This is a genomic window from Mesorhizobium sp. M1307, assembly GCF_040318155.1.
In the GTDB taxonomy this organism is placed as follows: Bacteria; Pseudomonadota; Alphaproteobacteria; order Rhizobiales; family Rhizobiaceae; genus Mesorhizobium.
Map to the genome: position 1 here is coordinate 1 of NZ_JAMYLR010000057.1, position 19,772 is coordinate 19,772.

Sequence of the window (19,772 nt, forward strand, 5' to 3'; positions counted from 1 at the left end):
CGCAAGCGATCGAAAACGACGCAAAACAACCGTTGCAGGCAGGGCGCCGTCCACATATGGATCCCAGGGTCTCCGCGACGGAGCTTCGCTCCTGCTCCGCCCAGGGATGACGAAATTGGGAGGCTTCGGCCAATCCCGAATGTGCAGCGCTACCAGTTCATGCTTTCTCGTCAGCCTTCGGCCAGTAGGTGCCGAACGACCAGACATTGCCTTCCGGATCGCGGCAGATGAATTCGCGGCTGCCATAGTCGCGGTCGGTGAGCTCTTCCAGAATCTCGGCGCCGGCGGTTTTTGCCCGCGCGTATACCGCGTCGGCGTCAGCGACCGCGACATAGATCGACTTGCCGCCGCCCGACCCGGGCGCGCCGACCATCTTGCCATAGGCATCGTCGCGCGCCGTGCCGAGCATGATGATCGAAGAGCCGAATGCGAGTTCGGCGTGGTGCACCACGTCGCCTTCGCCATGGCGGGCGCGGATGCTGAAGCCGAAGGCCTCGCACAGCCAGTCGATCATGTTGCCGGCATTTCTGTAGCGCAGCGCCGGGTAAATCCGCGGTGGTTCGGTGTTGTTCGGCATGGCAGATCTCCTTCAACGGGTTGTCGATCAACCCAGTCTGGGCGAAGGCCGGTTGCGCGTCTTGAAGAAATGTTACCTCGCGGCAAGCGCCGTCGGCGCGACGCCTGCCAGGTCGCGAAACTCGCGTACCAGATGCGCCTGGTCGGCATAGCCGCAGTCGGCGGCGATGTCGGCCCAAGCGCTGTTGGCCTGTCTCGACAGGCCAAGCGCATGGTTGAAGCGGACGATGCGCGACAGCGTTTTTGGGCCGGTGCCGATAGCGTCCGAAAATTTTCCGGTAAGATGCTTGCGGCTCCAGCCAAGCTTTTCGGCCAGCGTCGAGATGTGGGTCCGCCCACGCGTCGAGACGATCGTCTCATAGGCCCAGACCATTTCGGCCTGAGTGCGGTCTGCGGTTGCCAACCGATCACCGACGAAGGCTTCGGCGATGGCAAAGCGTGAGCTCCAATCCGGCGCATTGCCAAGCCTTTCGCGAAGCGCGATGCCTTCGACGCCGAGCACGTCATCCAGGCCGACCATGCGGTCGGTCAGTTCGCTCATCGGGCGGCCGAAGAAGCGACGAGCGCCGAGCGGGCTGAAATTGATCTGCACACAGCAGGCGCCGCCGAAGGATTCGATCACTACCGGCCCGGCATAAAGGCCGGCGGCAAAACTGGCGAAGCGGTCATTGTCGCCCGGGTCATGGCCGAGCCCGATGGCAAAGGGTTCGGCAAAGCTGATGACCAGCGGCACGGTCAGCGAGGCATATTCGATGGCGCGGAAATGGCCTGGCATGGTTTCGCGAAAGCCGCACATGTCGGTGACGACGCCCTGAAACCGATGGCTCGGCGCGCGCCGCACCATCTCGAACCGATCGAGGCCTGGGCTTTCGTGGCGGCTGCGGTCTTCGCTGTCGGGCATGCGCTTTCCTTCCGCCACGCGACTTTAACAGACCATCCGTCGGAATCAAAAGCGCCCGGCTTTTGGCCGGGCGCTCCGAGTTGCCTGAGATTCTGAATTGTCTGGACGTGTTTAGGCGCCGCGCATCAGGCAGCCGGCGGCCAGCACGATGTAGGCGATGACGACAATCCACGCGGCATTCAAAGGGATAAACGCAAGAACGCCAAGCGCGGCGAGAACGCCGATGATGGCGATGACAAGGGATATAATGAAAATAAGCTGGGTAGGCGCACTGAGATTCATGTTCGGTCCCTCCTCAACATGATTCGTACAGCGGCATAGTATCAGGCGCGCGGTCACACACCAATGAGCGCACGCAGGCGGCTTTTCCATCATTCGCACCCCGTTTGCGCAAATCCGATTCCGCGCTACCTTCCCGACGAATCGGAAGGGGCTGATGGCGATGGGATTGCTGGACCAGATACGCTCGATCTTCGACGGCGACCCCGGCGTGCGCAAGGTCGCGGACGATCCGGTGCTGTCGGCGGAATTGCTGATGCTGTTCCGTATGATCCTGGCCGACGGTTCGGTCAGCGAAAGCGAAATGACCGCCTTCAGGCGTATCTGCCGGGACGCCTTCGGCATTCCCGAAACCAGCATCGACAGCGTCATCGAATATCTCAACGAATTCGGCTACGAGACCAACAGCTCGCAGGCCGTCGCCCAATTCCACGACCTCGACGTCGAACGGCGCAAGCTGCTCGCCCGCCACATGGCCGAGATCGCCAAGGCCGATTCGCAACTTGCCGGGAGCGAGATGCAGCTGTTGCGCCGCACGCTCGACCTGCTCGACATCGGCCCGGCCGATTTGGTCAAGCCGCAAGGCTGAGGCATCGGCAGGATTGTGGCGCACTTGGCCGTGGTGACGCGGTTCAGCCAGCGGCGGGTCGGCGAATAGATGAAGCTTGTCGTGACCCCGTTCGCATAGGTGATCGACTTGGTTTGGCCATCGGCTTCGTAGATCGTCGAGGTAATGAAGCCTGAAGCCGAGAGCAGCTTTGTTGGCGGCGGTATATTGCAGCGGGGCGGCCGCCGTGCCGAAGTCGAGCTGCACCGGCAGGTATTGCGTGCGCAGCGTCTGGCCGGAGGCATCGCGCACGCTGGTCGTGGTGTGGGTCAGCGTGCCGATGGTGACGTCCTGGCGGGCAATCTTGCCGAAGCCGTCATATTTGGCGACCTGCGTGGCGGCAGGGTTGGTGGAGGTGGTGAGCTGGCCGATGTTGTAGAAGCCCGCCGCCGCCTGATCGTAGGTGTTTTGGGTCAGCGTCACCGCGCTGCCGCCGGACGCCGTTGCCGTCTTCAAGGTCAGCCGGTCCATCTGGTCGTAGGCCAGGCTGGTGACGGTGCCGCGGGCATCGGTCTGGCTGGCCAGCCGGTTGGCGCCGTCATAGACGTAGGACCATGAGCCGAGGTCGGGATCCGTCCCAGAAAGCCGGTTGCCGGTCGGCAACGTTTGGTTTAAGTTAGATTATCCACAAGGTCGACGCCGTCAGCGTCAATTGGTTAACCCCCTTCTTCTATAGAATTATCTACTATGATTGCGTTATCCTTTCCATTATAGACAAAGCTCTCTGGAGAAATTCCGCGCTCAATTAATCTTGATATGCAGATCTCAGATCCGTATGAGAATATAATTGAAACCAAACCGGAGTCTATGACAACATCTATAATATTAATAGACTGCATGTAAGCAAGTATAGAGCACGAAATTTTCGTATTCACTATAATAGTGGCGTCTCTCTATCAAGGAATATTATGATACTGCCGTTTTCGTACTTAATTGAACGAAGTTCTTTTCCAATTAGATTTTCCTTTAGGTGATTCATATGGCGTTTACTTTCTCGCGTTCAGTTTGGAATATGTGCGAATGGATGTTCCCTTGAACTCGTCCCCCCCGGGAGTTCCAAAAGTGGCCCCCGGTGTAAGGGTTCAGAGATTGTCTAGTAGGACTTGAATAGACGTTATACCCATTCGGATACCCTGGACTTGCCGCACTCGGGTTTGTCGCGTTCATCATTCTCAGATTCGTCGTTTCCTTGGTCAGGCAGCTTTGCTCCGCTCTGCGTCAAGCCCTTCACTTCGTGCGGCATTCATGCAAGCCCGAACGCCAGGACCAGGAAGCCCATCGCTCCGAACCCGGCGTGGATAACCATCCCGGCCCATGTGCTGCGACGCCGCTGGACGACATAGGGCAGCAGCAACGTGATCGGCACAAGGGTCAACAGGACTTGCCAGGGGAAGGCAGCGTGGAACAGCAACCACGGGATCCCATTGACCAGCCAAGCCCGCCTGCCGAAGGCAATCTCTTGCCGCGGCAGCGCGAAACCCCGCCAGACAAACTCTTCCCCAACGATGTTCAGCACAAAAAACGGAAGCCACGCGCCGAGAATCCAGTATCGGCCGGGACCGAGCGGCTCGAAAGCCATGAACGAGGGATTAAAATTCTTCCCGTCTTGCAGCATCCGGAGCGCGGCGCCGATGCCGCCGGTCAACACGCCGACGGCCGCCAGCCCTCCAACAGCCCAGAGCCAGTCGCCGCCATTCATCGGGCGAAGCCATAGCCGCGCGCCCAACGACCCCGGCCTTCCTGAACGCCGTTCCCGATATAACAGCAGGGCAGCCGTGAGAAGCAGGGGGCCAAAAAGGACGATGCTTGCGGCCAGGAACCACATCACCACAGGCTCTGCCCCGGTGGCGGAGACGAACGCCGGGACGGCTACCCGCGTTGTCAGGAACAGCAGCAGAGCACCTGCGCCGAACAGAGCAGCGGAGCCGCCCAGGCCCAGCGGAGGAACCCGATCAGGCTCCGGCCCGTCGCGCCTTTCATAACCGTTTGCTGTCAATGGCCATTCTCCCGCCCGTGTGCCGAACGAATAAGGTTAAGCCGTGCCACGAAGCGACACAGCCGGGTCCCCGCTGCTCCGCAGCGTCGCGGCGTTCGCTGGCCTTTCATCGTGCCACCGGCACGATGAACTCGCTTTGCGAACCGGCCGCTTACCCCTGTTCGTGCAGCCGTTTCGCGATCGCCCGGTGCAAATCGGGAGCAGCAGTGACCAGCGCCTTGGCCGCCTCGGACTGCGGGTGGTCGAGCACTTCGTTCGTCCTGCCGCGCTCGACGATCTTGCCATCATGCATGACCATCACCTCGTCGGTGATGGCGCGGGCGACGGTCAGATCATGGGTGATGAACAGATAGGCGATGCCGAGTTTTTGGTTGAGCTCGGCGAACAGATCAAGAATCTGCGCGCGGATCGAGACGTCGAGCGCCGAGACCGGCTCGTCGGCGACGACCAGCTTCGGCCGGGTGATGATGGCGCGGGCGATCGACAGGCGCTGGCGCTGGCCGCCCGAAAACTCATGCGGATACTTGTCCATGTCGCCTGGTGAGAGGCCGACCTCGTGCAGCGCATACGCCACCATCTCGCGCCGCGCGGCGGGCGCCGGCTTCTTCTCCAGCACATGCAGCGGCTCGGCCACCAATCTCTCGACCTTCTGGCGTGGGTCGAACGAACCATACGGGTCCTGGAACACGACCTGCATGTCGCGCCGTGCCGGCTTCAGCTCCGCCTCGCTCTTGCCGGTGAGGTTATCGCCGCGGAAGCGGATCGTACCGGCCGTTGGCTTGTCCAGTGCCAGGACCATGCGAGCAAGCGTCGACTTGCCACAGCCGGAACGCCCGACGAGCGCCATCGACTGGCCGGGCGCCATCGAGAAAGAAACATCGTCGACGGCGCGGATGGGAGCCCCTCGCTTGAGCAGCGATATGCGCCGTGCCGGATAGTCGCGCGTCACGCTCTCTACCTCAACCAGAGGTTTTCCTTGGCCGACGCTGTGCCTAGCCCGCGCGGGCACATGCATCGAGGCCTGCGCCAGCTGGCGCGTATAGGGATGAAGCTGTCCGGACAGAATGCGCGCCGTGTCGCCGGCCTCCATCACCTCGCCATGGCGCAGGATGGTGATGCGGTCCGCCATCTCGGTCACCACGGCGAGGTCGTGCGAGATAAGCAGCAGCCCCATGCGGTTTTCCGCAACGAGGTCGCGCAGCAGGTCGAGGATCTGCGCCTGCAGCACCACGTCGAGCGCGGTCGTCGGTTCGTCGGCGATCAGCAGCTTGGGCTTCAGCGCACAGGCGATGGCGATGACGACGCGCTGGCGCTGGCCTCCGGACAGCTCATGCGGATAACGCGACAGCGGGAACTGCGCCGCCGGCAAGCCGACCCGGTCGAGCATTTTTCGCGCCCGTTGCTCGGCGTCAGCGCGGCTCGTCCTGGTGTGCCAGCGAATACCCTCGGCGACCTGCTCGCCGATGGTCTTGACCGGGTTGAGCGCCGTCATCGGCTCCTGGAACACCATGCCGATGTCGTCGCCGCGCAGTGCGCACATCTGATCCTCGCTCGCCGCCAGAATATCAATGCCGTCGAAGGTAACGCGTCCGGTGGCGCGTGCCGCCCAGGGCAAGAGCTGCATCACGGTGAGCGCCGTCATCGACTTGCCGGAGCCGGATTCGCCGACCAGCCCCATGACTTCGCCGGGCGCGACGGACAGCTCGATGTCCCTGAGGATGGGCGTGCCGCCGATGGCCAGCGACAGCTTCTCGATTTCGAGCAGGCTCATCGCTGCCGCCGCGATTTCGGATCGAGAATGTCGGCAATGCCGTCACCAAGCAGGTTCAGGCCAAGCACGGTGACGACGATCGCCATGCCGGGAAAGATCGCCATCCATGGCGCCACCACCATGCGGGTCTGGGCGTCGAACAGCATGCGGCCCCAACTCGGCATCGGTGGCTGCGTGCCCAGCCCGACATAGGAAAGCCCGGCTTCGGCCAGTATGCCCAGCGCGAACTGGATGGTGCCTTGCACCAGCAGCAGCGTGGCGATGTTGGGTAGCACATGTTCGATGCTGATCAGCGTCCTGCTCTTGCCGGCGGCACGGGCGGCGAGGATGAATTCGCGCGGCCAGATCGCCAGGGCACCGGCGCGGGCGACGCGCGCGAACACCGGGATGTTGAAGATGCCGATGGCAATGATGGCGTTGAACGCGCCCGGCCCGAAGATGGCGGTGATCATGATTGCCGAAAGCAGCGCCGGAAAGGCGAAGACCAGGTCGTTCAGCCGCATCAGCACGTCGTCGGCGGTGCCGCCGCGCGCCGCGGCAACGGCGCCGCGCGGCACGCCGACGCCCATGCCGATGCCGACCGCCACCAGCGCCACGGCAATCGAGTTGCGGGCGCCGACCATGATCATCGACAGGATGTCGCGACCGAAATGGTCGGTGCCGAACCAGTGCGCCAACGATGGCGCCTGGGTCTTGTCGGAAATGACCAGCCTGGTGACGTCGTAAGGCGTCCACAAGAAGGAGACGATCGCGACCGCCGCCACCAGTGCGGTGATGACGAAGCCGGCGAGGAACGAACGGTTTCGAAACGCCTTGGCCAGGATGCCGGCAAGGTTCTCGTCGGGGATGTCGATGTGCAGCGTCATTGCCGGCCTCTCAGGCGCGGATCGACCACCGCATAGGAGAGATCGACAACGAAATTGACGACGATGACCGCGGCGACCAGCAGCATGACGACGCTCTCGACCACGATCAGGTCACGCTGGTTGATCGCCTGGAACACCAGCCGCCCGAGGCCGGGCAAATAGAAGACGTTTTCGATAATGATGGTGCCGGCAAGCAGGAAGGCGAATTGCAGGCCTAAAATGGTGACCACCGGGATCATGGCGTTGCGCAGCGCATGCCGCCACAAGACAAGGCGATAGGGCAGGCCCTTGGCGCGGGCGGTGCGGATGTAGTCCTCGTTCAGCACTTCGATCAGTGCCGAGCGGGTGACCCGGGCGAGGATCGCCGCCTGCGGCAGAGCGAGGGCGATTGCCGGCAGGAGCAGCGATTTCAATGCCGGCCAGACGCCGGCGCCCCAGCCGGGAAAGCCGCCGCCCGGCACCAGCCGCAGCCAGACGGCGAACAGATAGATCAGCATCAGCGCAAACCAGAAATTGGGCACGGCGACGCCAAGCTGGGCGGCGCCCATCGCGATCGTGTCGCCGGCGCGGCCGCGTCGGCTGGCGGAAAACAGTCCGACCGGAATGGCAATGACTGTGGACAGCGCCAGCGCCATCAGCGCCAGCGGCAGCGAGACGACGAGACGCTCACGGACCAGATCGATGACCGGCACCGAATAGGTGTAGGAACGGCCGAAATCGAGGCTCAGCAAGCCGCCGGCCCAATGCAGATAGCGCAGCACGACGGGAGCGTTGAGACCCATCTGGTTGCGCAGCAATTCGATCTGGTCGGCGCTGGCGTTCAGGCCGAGCATCAGCCGCGCCGGGTCGCCGGGAATGATCTCCAGCATGGCAAAGACCACCATCGAGGCCAGAACCAGCGTGACGATGGCGATGGCGAGGCGCTTGAGGAGATAGGCGGTCATGAGCCGCCTGATGCAAGCACTGGGCGAAGCTTGCGTTCCCGCCCACCCCCCTCTGTCCTGCCGGACATCTCCCCCTCAAGGGGGGAGATTGGCAGTTTCCACGCCGGCACTGTCCTTGCAACGCTAGTGGTTAGCGAAAGCGGCGGTGAGGGCTCAATCTCCCCCCTTGAGGGGGAGATGTCCGGCAGGACAGAGGGGGGTGTGACGGAGTGCAACTTTCGCCTTTCTGTCAGCGATCAATCCGTCCACTTCACCTTGGTCAGGTCGTTGGCCTGGATCGGGGCGTTTTCCCATAGGCCCTGCAGTTTGGCGTCCCAGACGCCGACCTTCGGCAATTCGTAGAGGAAGCCGACCACGGCGTCATCGGCCAGGACCTTCTGCGCCTCGCCGAGCAGCGTCATGCGCTTGGCCTCGTCGGAGGTAAGGTTCAGCTCGTCGATGATCTTGTCGAAGGCCGGATTGTCGTAGTTGAAGTAATAGTCCTTGCGCGAATAGATATCGATGTCATTGGGCTCGGTGTGGGAAACGATGGTCAGGTCGTAATCCTTCTTGGTGAAGACCTGGTCCAGCCACTGCGCCCATTCGACCGGGATGATCTCGAGATCGATGCCGATTTCGCGAAGCTCGGAGGCGATGATCTCGCCGCCAAGCCGCGCATAGGAGGGCGGCGGCAGCTTCAGCGTCGCCTTGAAGCCATTCTCCAGGCCGGCTTCCTTCAGCAACTCCTTGGCTTTCTCCACATTGTGCGGGTAGAGGCCGGTGAGGTCGACATAGGCCTTGCTGGCGGGTGACATGTGCGAGCCGATCGGCACGCCGAGGCCGGCCGAGGCGCCGTCGATGATCGCCTTGCGATCGAGCGCAAAGGAAATCGCCTGCCTGACCTGCAGCTTGTCGAAGGGCGGCTTCTTGTTGTTGATCGACAGGATGGTTTCACCCTCGGTCGAGCCGATCACCACCTTGAAGCGCGGGTCGTCCTTGACCTGGGCGACGCTGTCGGGGTCGAAGAACGGAAAGGCCTGGACGTCGCCGGAAAGCAGCGCCGGAACGGCGGCGGCGGCATCCGGAATGATGCGGAACTCGGCCTTGTCGAGGAACACCGGGGCGCCCCAGTAATTGTCCGACTTGACCAGCGTGATCGACGAGCCCTTGGCCCAGTTCTGGAATTTGAACGGGCCGGTGCCGATCGGTTTTTCCTTGTTGGTGTCGGCTGTCTCAGGCGCGACGATAACCGCGTCGCCCCAGCCCATATTGTAGAGGAACGAGCCTTGCGGGTTCTTCAGCGTGACATTCACCGTCGTGGGATCGACGACCTCGACCTTGTCGATGGCGGCGAACAGGCTCTTTTGCGCGTTGACGGAATTGTCGGCGCGGGCACGATCGAGCGAGAATTTCACGTCGTCGGCATCGAAGTCGCTGCCGTCATGGAATTTCACGCCTGTATGCAGCTTGAAAGTGTAGACCTTGGCGTCGTCGGAAATGCTCCAGCTTTCGGCGAGATCGGGCAGCACCTCGCCGTTCGGGCCGATGCGGGTCAGGCCCTCGAAGACATTGGCATAGAGTACCTCGTCGATTGCCGCCGCGGCGCCCGCCGTCGGATCGAGATGAGGGGGTTCGAGCGTAATGCCGATGACCAGGTCGGTGCGCGCGGCCATCGCCGAGGTTCCGGCGGCCAACGCCAGCGCCGCAGCGGCCAGAATGGTTTTCCACAATTTCATCGTGCAACTCCCCATATGCTAAAACACGTGCTCAAAACCCGGCGGATAGAAGCGTGAATTTGCCGCCGAGTAAATTGCGTTTCGTACCGTCCGCCGACGCCGGGAGGAATGTTTTTCCGCCCATGGCCGGATCATAGCGGGCCGGCGCCCCTCAGCAGAACGCCGAGGCCGATGGCCATCACCTTCGCCGAGTCCAGCATGTCGGCAATGCCGACCCATTCATCGGGCCGGTGGGCGAGATCGAGGATGCCCGGGCCATAGGCGATGCAGTCATAGATGTGGCCGATGCGGGCGATGTGCTTCTGGTCATAGGTGCCGGGCGAAATCACGTAATCCGGTTCGCGGTCGAATATCTCCATAATGCCTTGCGCGACCGCCTTAACCACCGGCGCATCGCGCTCGGTCATCAGCGGCAGCACCTCCATCAGATCGCGGATTTCGTAATCGAACTTTTTGCGCTCGCGCTTCAGCCGTTCCAGGATATCGGTCACCTCGCTCTTGACCGCAGCGAGATCCTCTTCGAGCAGGAAGCGGCGGTCGATGGTCAGCCGGCAGGAATCGGGCACGTTGGGCGAGGGCAGGCCGGGCCGGAAATCCTCCGTCTGGCCGCCATGGATCGAGTTGATGTTCATGGTCGAGCGTTTTGCGCCTTCGGGCACGACCGGCATGCGCGTCATCTTGCGGTCGAGCGCCGGAAACAATTCGTCCTCGAAGGCCCGCAGCACGGCGCCCATATGGCGCACCGCATTGTCGCCGAGGAACGGCATCGAGCCGTGCGCGATCTCGCCCTTGGTCTCGACCTCCGCCCACCAGACGCCGCGATGGCCAAGGCAGATGCGATCCTTGTTGAGCGGCTCGGGAATGATGACGTGGTCGACCTTCGGTCTGGAGAAATAGCCGAGCTTGGCCAGATGCGCGACGCCGCCAAAGCCGCCGGACTCCTCGTCGACCGTCCCCGAAATCTCGATGGCGCCGGGAAAATCGGGAAAGACCTCCATGAAGGCTTCAGCGGCGATGATCGAGGCGGCAAGCCCGCCTTTCATGTCGCAAGCGCCGCGGCCATAGACCTTGCCATCCCTGACGATGCCGGCGAACGGATCGAGGGTCCAGCCGTCGCCGGGCTCGACCACGTCGATGTGCGAATTGAAGTGCACGCAAGCACCCGGCGCCCGGCCATCGAAACGGGCGACGACGTTGACGCGCGGGTAACGGTCAGTGTCGGCGGGCGTGCCCTCGGCACGGATGAATTCGATCTCAAAACCGCGCTTCTTCAGCCGCGCGCCGATAAATTCGGCACATGGCCGATAGGCTTCGCCGGGCGGATTGATGGTTGGAAAGCGGATCAGATCCGCAGTCAGTGCAACCAGATCATCGGCTCGGTCATCGATAGCCTTGAGGAGCCGTTCGTTCGGTTCGTTCATTCGGCGAATTGAGCAGCGGATGAGGGGGTTTTGCAAGCCCGATGGCGAATTGCGAGGCGATTGCGTGTCGTTACGGCAACTATCGCGGGAAATCGTTCAAATTCGCTGCTTTGGATTGGTGAAATCGTCAGGGAGTGGGTGTTAGCTCGCTGGCTTGCCATCAAAACGCTGGAGAACAGCGCGAGGGCAGGCAGGCAAGGGGCATCAAAGGGGTTTGATTGCATGAAAAACACTGTTCTCATGGCAGCGGCATTGATGGCGATGCTGTTCGGTTCGTCGTTCGAGAGCCGGGCGGCCAGTCTGGTCGCGAACATCGACATATCCTCACAGACAATGACGGTAAGATACGGGCTTTCGTATTACCGGTGGAGCGTTTCCACCGCCCGCAAAGGCTACATCACGCCGCGCGGCAGTTACCGGCCCCAGCGGACGGCCCGGATGTGGTATTCGCGCAAATACGACATGTCGCCGATGCCCTATTCGGTGTTCTTCCGCGGCGGCTATGCTATCCACGGCACCGGCGCGATCCGGCAATTGGGGCGCCCGGCATCGCATGGCTGTGTGCGCCTCCACCCCAGCAACGCCGCCGCGTTCTATTCGATGGTGCGCAAAGCCGGCTTCGGCAATACGCGGATCCTCGTGACGAATTAGGGCCTGCTCCTCGGCCCGCAATAAAAAACCCGCCGGAGCGGCGGGTTCGTCGGGGCCAAATAGCACCATACCGAAATTAGTAGCATAGCTGCCGGCACAAAGCAAGAACAAAATAGGGCCGGTGCCCAAAAAGATCGTTCCGCTCAGGCGGCTTTGTCGCGCACTGTCGCCGGCCGACGCTTTTTGCGGCCGCTGATCTCCCAGCGCTTGTGGAACCACATCCACTGGCCGGGGTCTTCGCGCACCCAGCGCTCGACCACGTCGTTGAGAAGCTGGGTGGTGGCGCGGACGTCGACACTGCCGCCGGCGGTGCGCGGCAAGGTGAGCTTGTCCTCGATCTCGAGCCGGAAACGGTTGTTCGGCAGGCGCACGCAGCGCGCCGGGTAGACATCGCAATCGTAGTGCCGCGCCAGGGTGCCGAGAACGCGGTTGCTCTCGCAGGGGCGGCCGAAGAATGTCGTCTCGAGCCCGCCCGTGAATTTCTGGTCGACCAGCACGCCGATATTGCCGCCTTTCTCGAGGATGGCCGCAAGTGCGAACGAGGCACCGGTCGAAGACGGCAGCAGCGATCCCATGCTCGAGCGGCGGGTCGAGAGGATGTAGTCGGCGAGGTAAGGGTTGTTGGGCGGGCGAAACAGCGCCGTGATGTTCATGCCGAAGGTCGCCGCCGCCACTGGCAGCAGCTCGAAATTCCCGAGATGCCCAGTGAAGACGATATGCGGCTTGTCCTCGCCGGCAATGCGCACGAAATGCTCCACGCCCTTGACCTCGACACGGCCCGGCTTCGTCGCAGCGGGATCGTAGTCGAACAAAGCATCGAGAAAGATGTATTCGGCGGCCAGGCGGGCCATGTTGCCCCACATGTCGGAAGCGATCGCCTCGATCTCGGCATCGCTCTTTTCCGGATAGGCCTTGCGCAGATTGTCGACGGCGACCTGATGGCGCGCTACCCAGGGGCCGATGCGGCGGGCAGCGCGGTCGGCGAAATTGAGCGCGCTGTCGGGCGGCAGCAGGCGCAGCGCGGAGATGATGAACATCGCGACCCGCGCGACCAGCCAGTAGTTGAACTGGCGAAGCCGCCTGCCATAGCGGAATCCCAGGTCCCTGCGGATCTTCCTGAAGGCGTTGCCGATCATTCTCAGCCGACGCGCAGGATGATCTTGCCGAAGACGTCGCGGCCTTCCATGCGTTTCAGCGCCGCATCGATGCCGTCCAAACCGACCTCGGTGTCGATCACCGGCGCGACAAGGCCCGCCGCCATCTTCTGCATGGCGTCGGCCATGTTTTCCATGCGGCAGCCGAACGAGCCGAGCAGCTTCAGCTGCTGTTGGAACAACTGCATCAAATTGATCTGCGTCGACACGCCGGAGGTCGAGCCGCAGGTGACCAGCCGACCGCCGCGTTTGAGGCACAGCATCGAGGCGGCAAAGGTGTCGGTCCCGACATGCTCGAACACCACGTCGACGCCCTTCTTCTTGGTCAGCTTGCGCACGACGCCTTCGAAGCGGTCGTCGCGGTAATTGATGACGTGGTCGGCGCCGAGCGCCTTGGCCTTGTCGATCTTGTCGTTCGAGCCGACGGTGGTGATGACCGTGCAGCCCATCTTCTTGGCCAGCTGAATCGCGGCGGAGCCGATGCCGGAGCCGCCGGCATGGACCAGTATCGTCTCGCCGGGCTGCAGCCGGGCATTGTCGAACAGCATGTGCTCGACCGTGCCGAAGGTGACAGGCGCCACCGCCGCGCCGATTTCGCTCACGCCGGGCGGAGCTGGGACCAGAAGGCGCGCCGGCAGGTTGATCTTTTCCTGCGCAAAGCCGTCGAGATGGAAGCCGTGCACGCCCGAAACATGCTCGCAGAGATTGTCGCGGCCTTCGCGGCAGGCGCGGCAAAGACCGCAGGTGCGGGCGCCATAGATCGACACCAATTGCCCGGGCACAAGGCTGGAAACGCCGGGGCCGACCGCCTCGACCTCGCCGGAAGCCTCGGCGCCGACGACCAGCGGCAGCTTGCGCTTGGCAAAAGCCATGCCGCGCCAGCCCCAGACGTCGATGTGGTTCAGCGCCACGGCCTTGATGCGCAGCGTCACCTCGCCGAGCGCAGGTTGCGGCGGGGGCGGCAGGTCCACCGTTTCAAGGCGGCGGTCCTCGATAAGTTGCAATGCGCGCATGGTGCCTGTCGGTTCAGTCTGGCTGAAAAAGGTCGCTTAGACCGGTTCCCGCGCCATGACAAGGCAGGTGTTCTGGCCGCCGAAGCCGAAGGAGTTCGACAGGACCGTGCCGACCTCGGCGTTGCGCTTGGTGTTCGGCACCACGTCGAGCACGATTGCCGGGTCGGGATTGTCGTAGTTGATGGTCGGCGGAATGACGCTTTCGCGCATCGTCATCAGCGAAAATGCGGCCTCGACGGCACCGGCAGCCGATAGGGTGTGGCCGATCATCGACTTATTCGACGAGACCGGCATTGACGAGATCCGCTCGCCGAACACCGTCGACAGCGACAAATGCTCCATCTTGTCGTTTTCGGGCGTCGAGGTGCCATGGGCGTTGACATAATCGATCCCGTTCTCACTCAAGCCGGCATCGGCAAGGGCGGCGCGCACCGCCGCGATCGCCGGCGAACCATCCGGCTTGGAGCGCGTGCGATGGAAGTCGTCGGCCTTTTCGCCGCAGCCGCGCAATATGCCGAGAATGGTGGCGCCGCGGGCAAGTGCTGCCTGCAGCGATTCCAGCACAAGGGCGCCCGAGCCTTCGGCCAGCACGAAGCCGTCGCGGTCCTTGGAGAAGGGTTTTGAAGCCTTTTCGGGGATGTCGTTATGGGTCGAGAGCGCGGACAGAAGCGAGAAGCGGATCAGCGCCTCGGCGGTCGCCGAGCCGTCGGCGCCGATCGACAGCGCCCTGTCGCATTCGCCGCGGCGGATCGCCTCGACGCCGAGCTGGATCGCCGTGGCGCCCGAAGCGCACGCGGTCGACAGCGTAATCGGCAGGCCGCGCGTGCCGAAACGGTCGGCAAGCCGGTCGGCAATCGAGCCGAACTGGGTGGTCTCGAAGATGTCGAGTTCCCTGAGGCCGCGCGCTACCCGCAGCAGCCTCTCGGCACCGGTGTCGTGCCTGTCTGAATTATTGGGCGTGTCGAAATTGTAGAGCGAAAAGCGCTCGCTCCAGTCGAGCTCGACCGGCGGCGAAGCGAGGAACAGCGGTCCGCCGAAATCGCCGGCATCGAGGCCGGCCTCCGACATCGCTTCCTGGGCGGCGGTTTCGGCAAGCTCATAGGTGAGGAGACTGGCGCCCTTGGAACTCGACGGCAGGAAATCGACCATGCCGGAGATGCGGGTGTTGAGATGATCGACCGGGAAGCGGGTGATCGGATGGATGCCGGACTTGCCTGAGGTAAGTGCCGCCCAATTGTCGGCTTTGCCGACACCGAGCGACGTCACCACGCCGATGCCGGTGACGGCGACGATGGGCCTGCCCATGTGGTCGTTCAGATTGGCCATTTGTTGTCCAAAAACCTGTTTCTCTTGGAGCGTCGGATCGCCCGAAAACCGCGCCACACTTTTCGGTCCGATGCTCTAGGCGGCTTTGATCAGCGCCATGCCCTCGAATTGGTGATAGCCGATCGCCGTTGCAAGGACGGTCTTCGGGACACCGGCAAACGGTTTTTCGACTGTGGCGTCGAACACGGGGTAGGCGGCCTTGCGGTCGACAGCCAGCGCCGCCAGCGCCACGGCAAAGGGGAACTGCGCTTCCTTCATGTGACCGGTCAGCGTCGAAAAGCCGCGTGCGGCGATCGCCGGATTGGCCTCGAGCGCCGATTTCTCGGCGGCGGTCGCGGCATGGGCGCCCGAAGCGCCGGAGATCGCGAGCAGCTCGCCATTCGGCAATGCGGCTTGCTTCAGCAGCACGGCGATCTCGCCGTCGAGTTCGCCCCGCCGGCGCCTGGCGCGGCCGGACAGGACCGGGCCGAGTTCCGCATAGATCTTCCGGCCACGGCTTTCCGCATGCTCGCGCTGCTCCAGGACGAGAAACGCGCCGCCGGATCCGGTCACCACGCCGCCGCCTTCGGCGCCTTGCCTCTGCCAGACCGGCCGCCACGGACCGCGATGCAGGTAGCCGGCCAGTTCATAGCCGAGCAGCATGTCGGAATGTTCGGTCTGGAAAGCGCCGCCGACCAGTATATGCGTCGACTGGCCGGAGCGGATGCGCGCGGCCGCGGTCTCGACAGCGGCAACGCCGGCACCTTCCTCGCCCATGAAGGTGCGCGACGACCCCGTCACCTTGTGGACGATCGAGATGTTGCCGGCGAGCAGGTTGGAAAGCTGTGCCAGAAACAGCGTCGGGCGCAATTCCGTGGTCAGCTTCTCGTTGAGCAGCACGTCGCGGTCATTGCGGCTTTCCGATGCCGCGAGAATGGCCGCGTCGACCGCCTCGTCGCGCTCGCCGCCGCCGGCGGCCACCACCATGTCCATGGTCGCGCAGAGTTCGTCATTGCCCTTGATGCCGGCATCGTCGAGCGCAAGGCCGGCCGCATAGGTGCCGAGCCTCTGCCAGGTCTCCATCTGCCGCTGGTCGCCACGCTTGGCGATCTGCAGGTTCCAGTCGATCTCCGGCAGCGGGTGGACCGTATAGGGCGAGAAGCGCGAGGCCTCCAGAACCGGTTCAAGGCGCGGCTGGACGAGCTTTTGCCAATGCGCATCCGGACCCTCGCCCAGTGACGAGACAAGGCCGATGCCTGATATGACGACGTCGCGGGGGTTCATGGGCGGCTGTTGTGGGTGAGGGCGCGTCAAGCGCTGTGCTTAGATGGCGTTCTTGGCGGCGACGAGCGCGTCGATCTTGGCGCACAGGTTCTTCATGACGAAATAGTCGTCGGTCGAGGCCTTGCCGTCATTGACCTCTTGCGTCCACTTTTCCAACGGCACCTTGATGCCGAATTCCTTGTCGATGGCAAAGACGATGTCGAGGAAGTCGAGGCTGTCGATGCCGAGATCGTCGATGGTGTGGCTTTCGGGCGTGATCGTCTCGATGTCGATCTCGCTGGTGTCGGCGATGATCTTGGCGACTTTGTCGAACGTGGTGGACAAGGGCTTTTCCTTCGATTGCGGGCGGAATCTGTCCGCATGTGTTTTGGGCTGTCTAATCGGTTTTTCCGGGCAGGAAAAGGCCTGATACGCCGCGCGCAGATGGGATTGCTGTTCTGCCAGAGCAATAGGGGTCGCTGGCAACCCCTCCCGGCGATATGCCGAAACCGTCCCATCTTTGATCATTGGGTGTACCAATGTACCATGGTACAAAAGATCTATGACCATAGAACGCGTGCAGACCGGGGTGCGCCTGGAAAAACGATTGGTGAAGGTGCTCAAGGCCTTGGCTGAGCATCGCGACGTGAGCCTGGGTGACCTCATCGAGGGCATCGTGCTGCATGCTTTCGAAGGCCGGACGCCGTTCTCCGCGGCGACACTGGAAACAATCGGCCAATTGAAGCGCATCTACGAAATGGAGCTTGCCGCAGCGGACAGCCACGGTCTGGCGGAAACCGGCGGGGAGGGCGGATGACGAGCCATCTTGCGCGCAGCCACAGCATCGTGCTTTCGGGGCCGATCGACCGCGTCTTTCCGCTGTTCACGCCGATCGGAGAGACCCTTGGGTGGACGGCTGGCGCATCGCATCCGCTATGTTCGCGTTACGCCGGATTCGCGTTTCGGATTTGTCGAGGTGGCCTGCCGACCGACCACTAACGGAGGCACGGAGGCGTCGATTACCTATGCGTTCACGGCCTTGGAGCCCGGCAGGAGCATCCTATCTGTCCGAACTTACAGAGGACGCGTTCGCGGACATGATCGAGGGATGGAAGCTCCGTGTCGACGCTTGGCTGGTAGCGGTGAAAATCTGACGCCAGGTAACTTAAACGAATTGCCACTAAGGGTGGAATGTTACCTTCGTCTCGTAGATGGGAACGAGCAAGTAGCGGACAAAGCGGTCGCTCAGTGAGGTTTCCTGCGTTCTGTGCCTTGATGATGGGACAATTCTTCGCCGCTGATCGGAGCAACACCCGTGGCCATGCATTCCTTCCACATCCACATCCCGGATGAACAGATCGAGTACCTACAGCGTCGTATCCAATCGACAAGATGGCCGTCGTCGATCTTCGCATACGGGTGGGACGACGGTACTGACGTTGATTTCCTCAGAAAGCTTTCACGTTACTGGGAATACGATTTCAGGTGGCGCGATCACGAAAAACGTCTGAACCTGTTGCCTCAGTTTAGGGTCACGATAGACGGGTGCGACATCCATTTCGTTCATCAGAAAGGAAAGGGGTCAGCACCCTTGCCGTTGATCCTCACTCATGGCTGGCCCGGCTCCTTCGCCGAGTTCGAGCACGTCATTCCGCTGCTCACGGATCCTGCCAAATACGGCGGGGATGCCGAGGACGCCTTCGATGTCGTCGCACCGTCGCTTCCGGGTTTCGGCTTCTCGTCCCCGCCGCATCAGGCCGGCGTTAGCTCAAAGCGTGTCGCGAAGCTGTGGCGGGCGCTGATGCGCGAATTGGGATATGATCGCTTCGCCGCACAAGGTGGCGACATCGGCGCAGGCGTCTCGTCCTGGCTCGCTCGGCTTTACCCGGACGACCTTATCGGATTGCACCTGAATTACATTCCAGGCAGTTTCCGCCCGAACCTCGGTCGCGACGACCCACCTGTCACGCCGGAGGAGAAGGCATTCCTCGACAGTGCGGCGAATTTCGCCGCAACGGAGGGCGCCTACGCTTTTCTGCAGGGGACCAAGCCCCAGACGCTAGCCTTTGCACTGACAGATTCCCCAATCGGGCTAGCCGCATGGATTGCCGAGAAGTTCCGCAGTTGGAGCGACTGCGAAGGCGAACTCGAACGCGCCATCCCTCTAGACACGCTGCTTACCGACATCTCGCTCTACTGGTTCGGTAACACGATCGAGGCCTCACTCCGGATTTACAAAGAGAACCGGCTCTGCCCCCTGATCTTTGGGCCAAGGGAGCGAATAACACCGCCCCTCGGCGTTGCAGTCTTCCCTCGAGAGCTTCCTATGCCACCTCGCTCCTGGGTCGAGCGAGTCTTCCGTGTCGAGCGCTGGACCGACATGCCGAAAGGCGGACATTTCGCGGCGATTGAGCAACCCGAACTCCTGGTCGAGGACATCCGGGCCTTTTTTCGGCCGCTGAGGCTCCGGCCGGCAAAGTAAGGACGAAAACCTGCCCGTTGTCACGGCTCGGAAGTCCTGATGAGACGGTAGCATCGCATTCGCCTTCGTTAAAAGCGCTCGTTGCTCCTGACTAAGGTCAATGTCGACCTTGGACTCGACCAAGACCTCATCGCGGGTCGGAACCGGTATTCCGCTTAAGGTTCCAAGCGCTAGATTTTCACTTCAACCGGCTCCGGCCCGGTCAGAAGGTAACGCGGCCGAGTACCCGCAGGCCGTCGCCCTGCGGCGCGACGACCACGGCTTCGCCTTCGCGCGGCGAGATGCCGGTCAATTCCTTGATGTTTTCGAGATGCGTGACCATGACCAGATTGTCGGAGCCGGAATAGCCGCGGATTTCGGCTACGATCGCAGCGATCTGGGCGGCCTTCTCCTTTTCGTCGGTCTTCAGCAGGTCAAGCGGTGCGAACGGCTCCGGCTCGCTTTCGAAAGCGATGCGGGCGGTCTCGAGGCAGCGGCAATAGCGGCTGGACAGCACGCGCTCGACCGGTGCCGCGCGGGCGCCAAACAGCGCGCCGATCTTGCGTGCCTGCTGCTTGCCGCGCTCCGAGAGATTGACCTGGGTTGCACATTTGCCGAGGTCGAAATTGGCCGCATCGGTGGTGCCGGTGACCATGGCATGGCGGAGCAGGACCACATGCCCGCCGTCGCGCAGCAGCGCCCAGCCGGCTTCCGTCGCATGGGCTGTGGCGGAAACGGCAAGCAACAGCAGCGCCAGCACAAATCGAAGCATCGGACATCCTTTTCGGGTGACCGGCAGGCGGGCCCCGGTGACCGGCATATAGGGATGGCAAAGCCGGCTGAAAGACA

Annotated in this window: 20 protein-coding genes; 5 read left to right on the top strand and 15 right to left on the bottom strand. The window is 62.5% G+C overall.

Annotation, left to right across the window (positions count from 1 at the left end; genetic code table 11):
• Window positions 1–157: 157 nt before the first annotated feature.
• From NKH16_RS31890 to NKH16_RS31900, 3 genes are all read right to left on the bottom strand, one after another.
• Complete coding sequence (locus tag NKH16_RS31890; RefSeq protein WP_352748993.1) at window positions 158–577, bottom strand: VOC family protein; 420 nt, start codon at window positions 575–577, stop codon at window positions 158–160.
• Between the two features lie 72 nt (window positions 578–649).
• Window positions 650–1,477, bottom strand: a complete 828-nt coding sequence (locus NKH16_RS31895; RefSeq protein WP_352748995.1) for a helix-turn-helix domain-containing protein — start codon at window positions 1,475–1,477, stop codon at window positions 650–652.
• A gap of 111 nt (window positions 1,478–1,588) precedes the next feature.
• Entirely contained in the window at window positions 1,589–1,759 is a 171-nt protein-coding gene (locus NKH16_RS31900; RefSeq protein WP_023676480.1) for a hypothetical protein, read from the bottom strand.
• A 154-nt stretch (window positions 1,760–1,913) separates the two neighbouring features.
• Between NKH16_RS31900 and NKH16_RS31905 the strand changes: the two genes are divergently transcribed.
• Both NKH16_RS31905 and NKH16_RS35125 read left to right on the top strand, forming a co-directional pair.
• The gene (locus tag NKH16_RS31905) at window positions 1,914–2,345 is read left to right on the top strand and encodes a TerB family tellurite resistance protein (protein WP_352709524.1); all 432 of its coding nucleotides are present in this window, start codon (window positions 1,914–1,916) and stop codon (window positions 2,343–2,345) included.
• Window positions 2,346–2,489: 144 nt separating this feature from the next.
• Window positions 2,490–2,921: a hypothetical protein gene (locus tag NKH16_RS35125; protein WP_502900859.1), complete on the top strand. Its 432-nt coding sequence runs from the start codon at window positions 2,490–2,492 to the stop codon at window positions 2,919–2,921.
• A gap of 685 nt (window positions 2,922–3,606) precedes the next feature.
• Here the strand turns inward: NKH16_RS35125 and NKH16_RS31915 are convergent.
• From NKH16_RS31915 to NKH16_RS31940, 6 genes are all read right to left on the bottom strand, one after another.
• Window positions 3,607–4,359, bottom strand: a complete 753-nt coding sequence (locus tag NKH16_RS31915) for a CPBP family intramembrane glutamic endopeptidase (protein WP_352748997.1) — start codon at window positions 4,357–4,359, stop codon at window positions 3,607–3,609.
• A 151-nt stretch (window positions 4,360–4,510) separates the two neighbouring features.
• Complete coding sequence (locus NKH16_RS31920) at window positions 4,511–6,130, bottom strand: ABC transporter ATP-binding protein (RefSeq protein ID WP_352744786.1); 1,620 nt, start codon at window positions 6,128–6,130, stop codon at window positions 4,511–4,513.
• On the bottom strand, window positions 6,127–6,996 hold the full coding sequence (locus tag NKH16_RS31925; RefSeq protein WP_352903475.1) for an ABC transporter permease: 870 nt from the start codon (window positions 6,994–6,996) through the stop codon (window positions 6,127–6,129). Before NKH16_RS31925 ends, NKH16_RS31920 begins: the two co-directional genes overlap by 4 nt.
• Window positions 6,993–7,940, bottom strand: coding sequence for an ABC transporter permease (locus NKH16_RS31930; RefSeq protein ID WP_352749000.1), 948 nt, complete (start codon window positions 7,938–7,940; stop codon window positions 6,993–6,995). The genes NKH16_RS31925 and NKH16_RS31930 overlap by 4 nt, the downstream gene beginning before the upstream one ends.
• A gap of 236 nt (window positions 7,941–8,176) precedes the next feature.
• Window positions 8,177–9,655, bottom strand: coding sequence for an ABC transporter substrate-binding protein (locus tag NKH16_RS31935; protein ID WP_352749001.1), 1,479 nt, complete (start codon window positions 9,653–9,655; stop codon window positions 8,177–8,179).
• A 131-nt stretch (window positions 9,656–9,786) separates the two neighbouring features.
• Window positions 9,787–11,076 carry an acetylornithine deacetylase/succinyl-diaminopimelate desuccinylase family protein gene (locus NKH16_RS31940; RefSeq protein ID WP_352749003.1) on the bottom strand — a complete coding sequence of 430 codons (1,290 nt, stop codon included), beginning with the start codon at window positions 11,074–11,076 and terminating at the stop codon, window positions 9,787–9,789.
• Between the two features lie 222 nt (window positions 11,077–11,298).
• Here NKH16_RS31940 and NKH16_RS31945 point away from each other — a divergent pair, with 222 nt between their 5' ends.
• Window positions 11,299–11,727, top strand: a complete 429-nt coding sequence (locus NKH16_RS31945; RefSeq protein ID WP_023676467.1) for a L,D-transpeptidase — start codon at window positions 11,299–11,301, stop codon at window positions 11,725–11,727.
• A gap of 143 nt (window positions 11,728–11,870) precedes the next feature.
• Here the strand turns inward: NKH16_RS31945 and NKH16_RS31950 are convergent, their stop codons facing one another.
• From NKH16_RS31950 to NKH16_RS31970, 5 genes are all read right to left on the bottom strand, one after another.
• Window positions 11,871–12,863, bottom strand: coding sequence for a lipid A biosynthesis lauroyl acyltransferase (locus NKH16_RS31950; protein ID WP_352451977.1), 993 nt, complete (start codon window positions 12,861–12,863; stop codon window positions 11,871–11,873).
• 2 nt (window positions 12,864–12,865) lie between these two features.
• Window positions 12,866–13,894, bottom strand: coding sequence for a zinc-binding dehydrogenase (locus tag NKH16_RS31955; protein WP_352749005.1), 1,029 nt, complete (start codon window positions 13,892–13,894; stop codon window positions 12,866–12,868).
• 36 nt (window positions 13,895–13,930) lie between these two features.
• Window positions 13,931–15,220, bottom strand: a complete 1,290-nt coding sequence (locus NKH16_RS31960) for a beta-ketoacyl-ACP synthase (protein WP_352749006.1) — start codon at window positions 15,218–15,220, stop codon at window positions 13,931–13,933.
• Window positions 15,221–15,295: 75 nt separating this feature from the next.
• Window positions 15,296–16,483 carry a beta-ketoacyl-ACP synthase gene (locus NKH16_RS31965; protein WP_352749008.1) on the bottom strand — a complete coding sequence of 396 codons (1,188 nt, stop codon included), beginning with the start codon at window positions 16,481–16,483 and terminating at the stop codon, window positions 15,296–15,298.
• A 39-nt stretch (window positions 16,484–16,522) separates the two neighbouring features.
• Window positions 16,523–16,807 (bottom strand): acyl carrier protein, encoded by a 285-nt coding sequence (locus tag NKH16_RS31970; protein ID WP_023676462.1) that lies wholly within the window; start codon window positions 16,805–16,807, stop codon window positions 16,523–16,525.
• Window positions 16,808–17,024: 217 nt separating this feature from the next.
• On the opposite strand from NKH16_RS31970, the gene NKH16_RS31975 reads away from it, so the two are divergent.
• Window positions 17,025–17,279, top strand: a complete 255-nt coding sequence (locus tag NKH16_RS31975) for a hypothetical protein (protein ID WP_352539690.1) — start codon at window positions 17,025–17,027, stop codon at window positions 17,277–17,279.
• Between the two features lie 504 nt (window positions 17,280–17,783).
• Window positions 17,784–18,944 (top strand): epoxide hydrolase family protein, encoded by a 1,161-nt coding sequence (locus NKH16_RS31980; protein WP_352749018.1) that lies wholly within the window; start codon window positions 17,784–17,786, stop codon window positions 18,942–18,944.
• Between the two features lie 202 nt (window positions 18,945–19,146).
• Here NKH16_RS31980 and NKH16_RS31985 read toward each other — a convergent pair whose 3' ends face one another.
• Window positions 19,147–19,695 (bottom strand): histidine phosphatase family protein, encoded by a 549-nt coding sequence (locus NKH16_RS31985; RefSeq protein WP_352539693.1) that lies wholly within the window; start codon window positions 19,693–19,695, stop codon window positions 19,147–19,149.
• Window positions 19,696–19,772 lie beyond the last annotated feature (77 nt).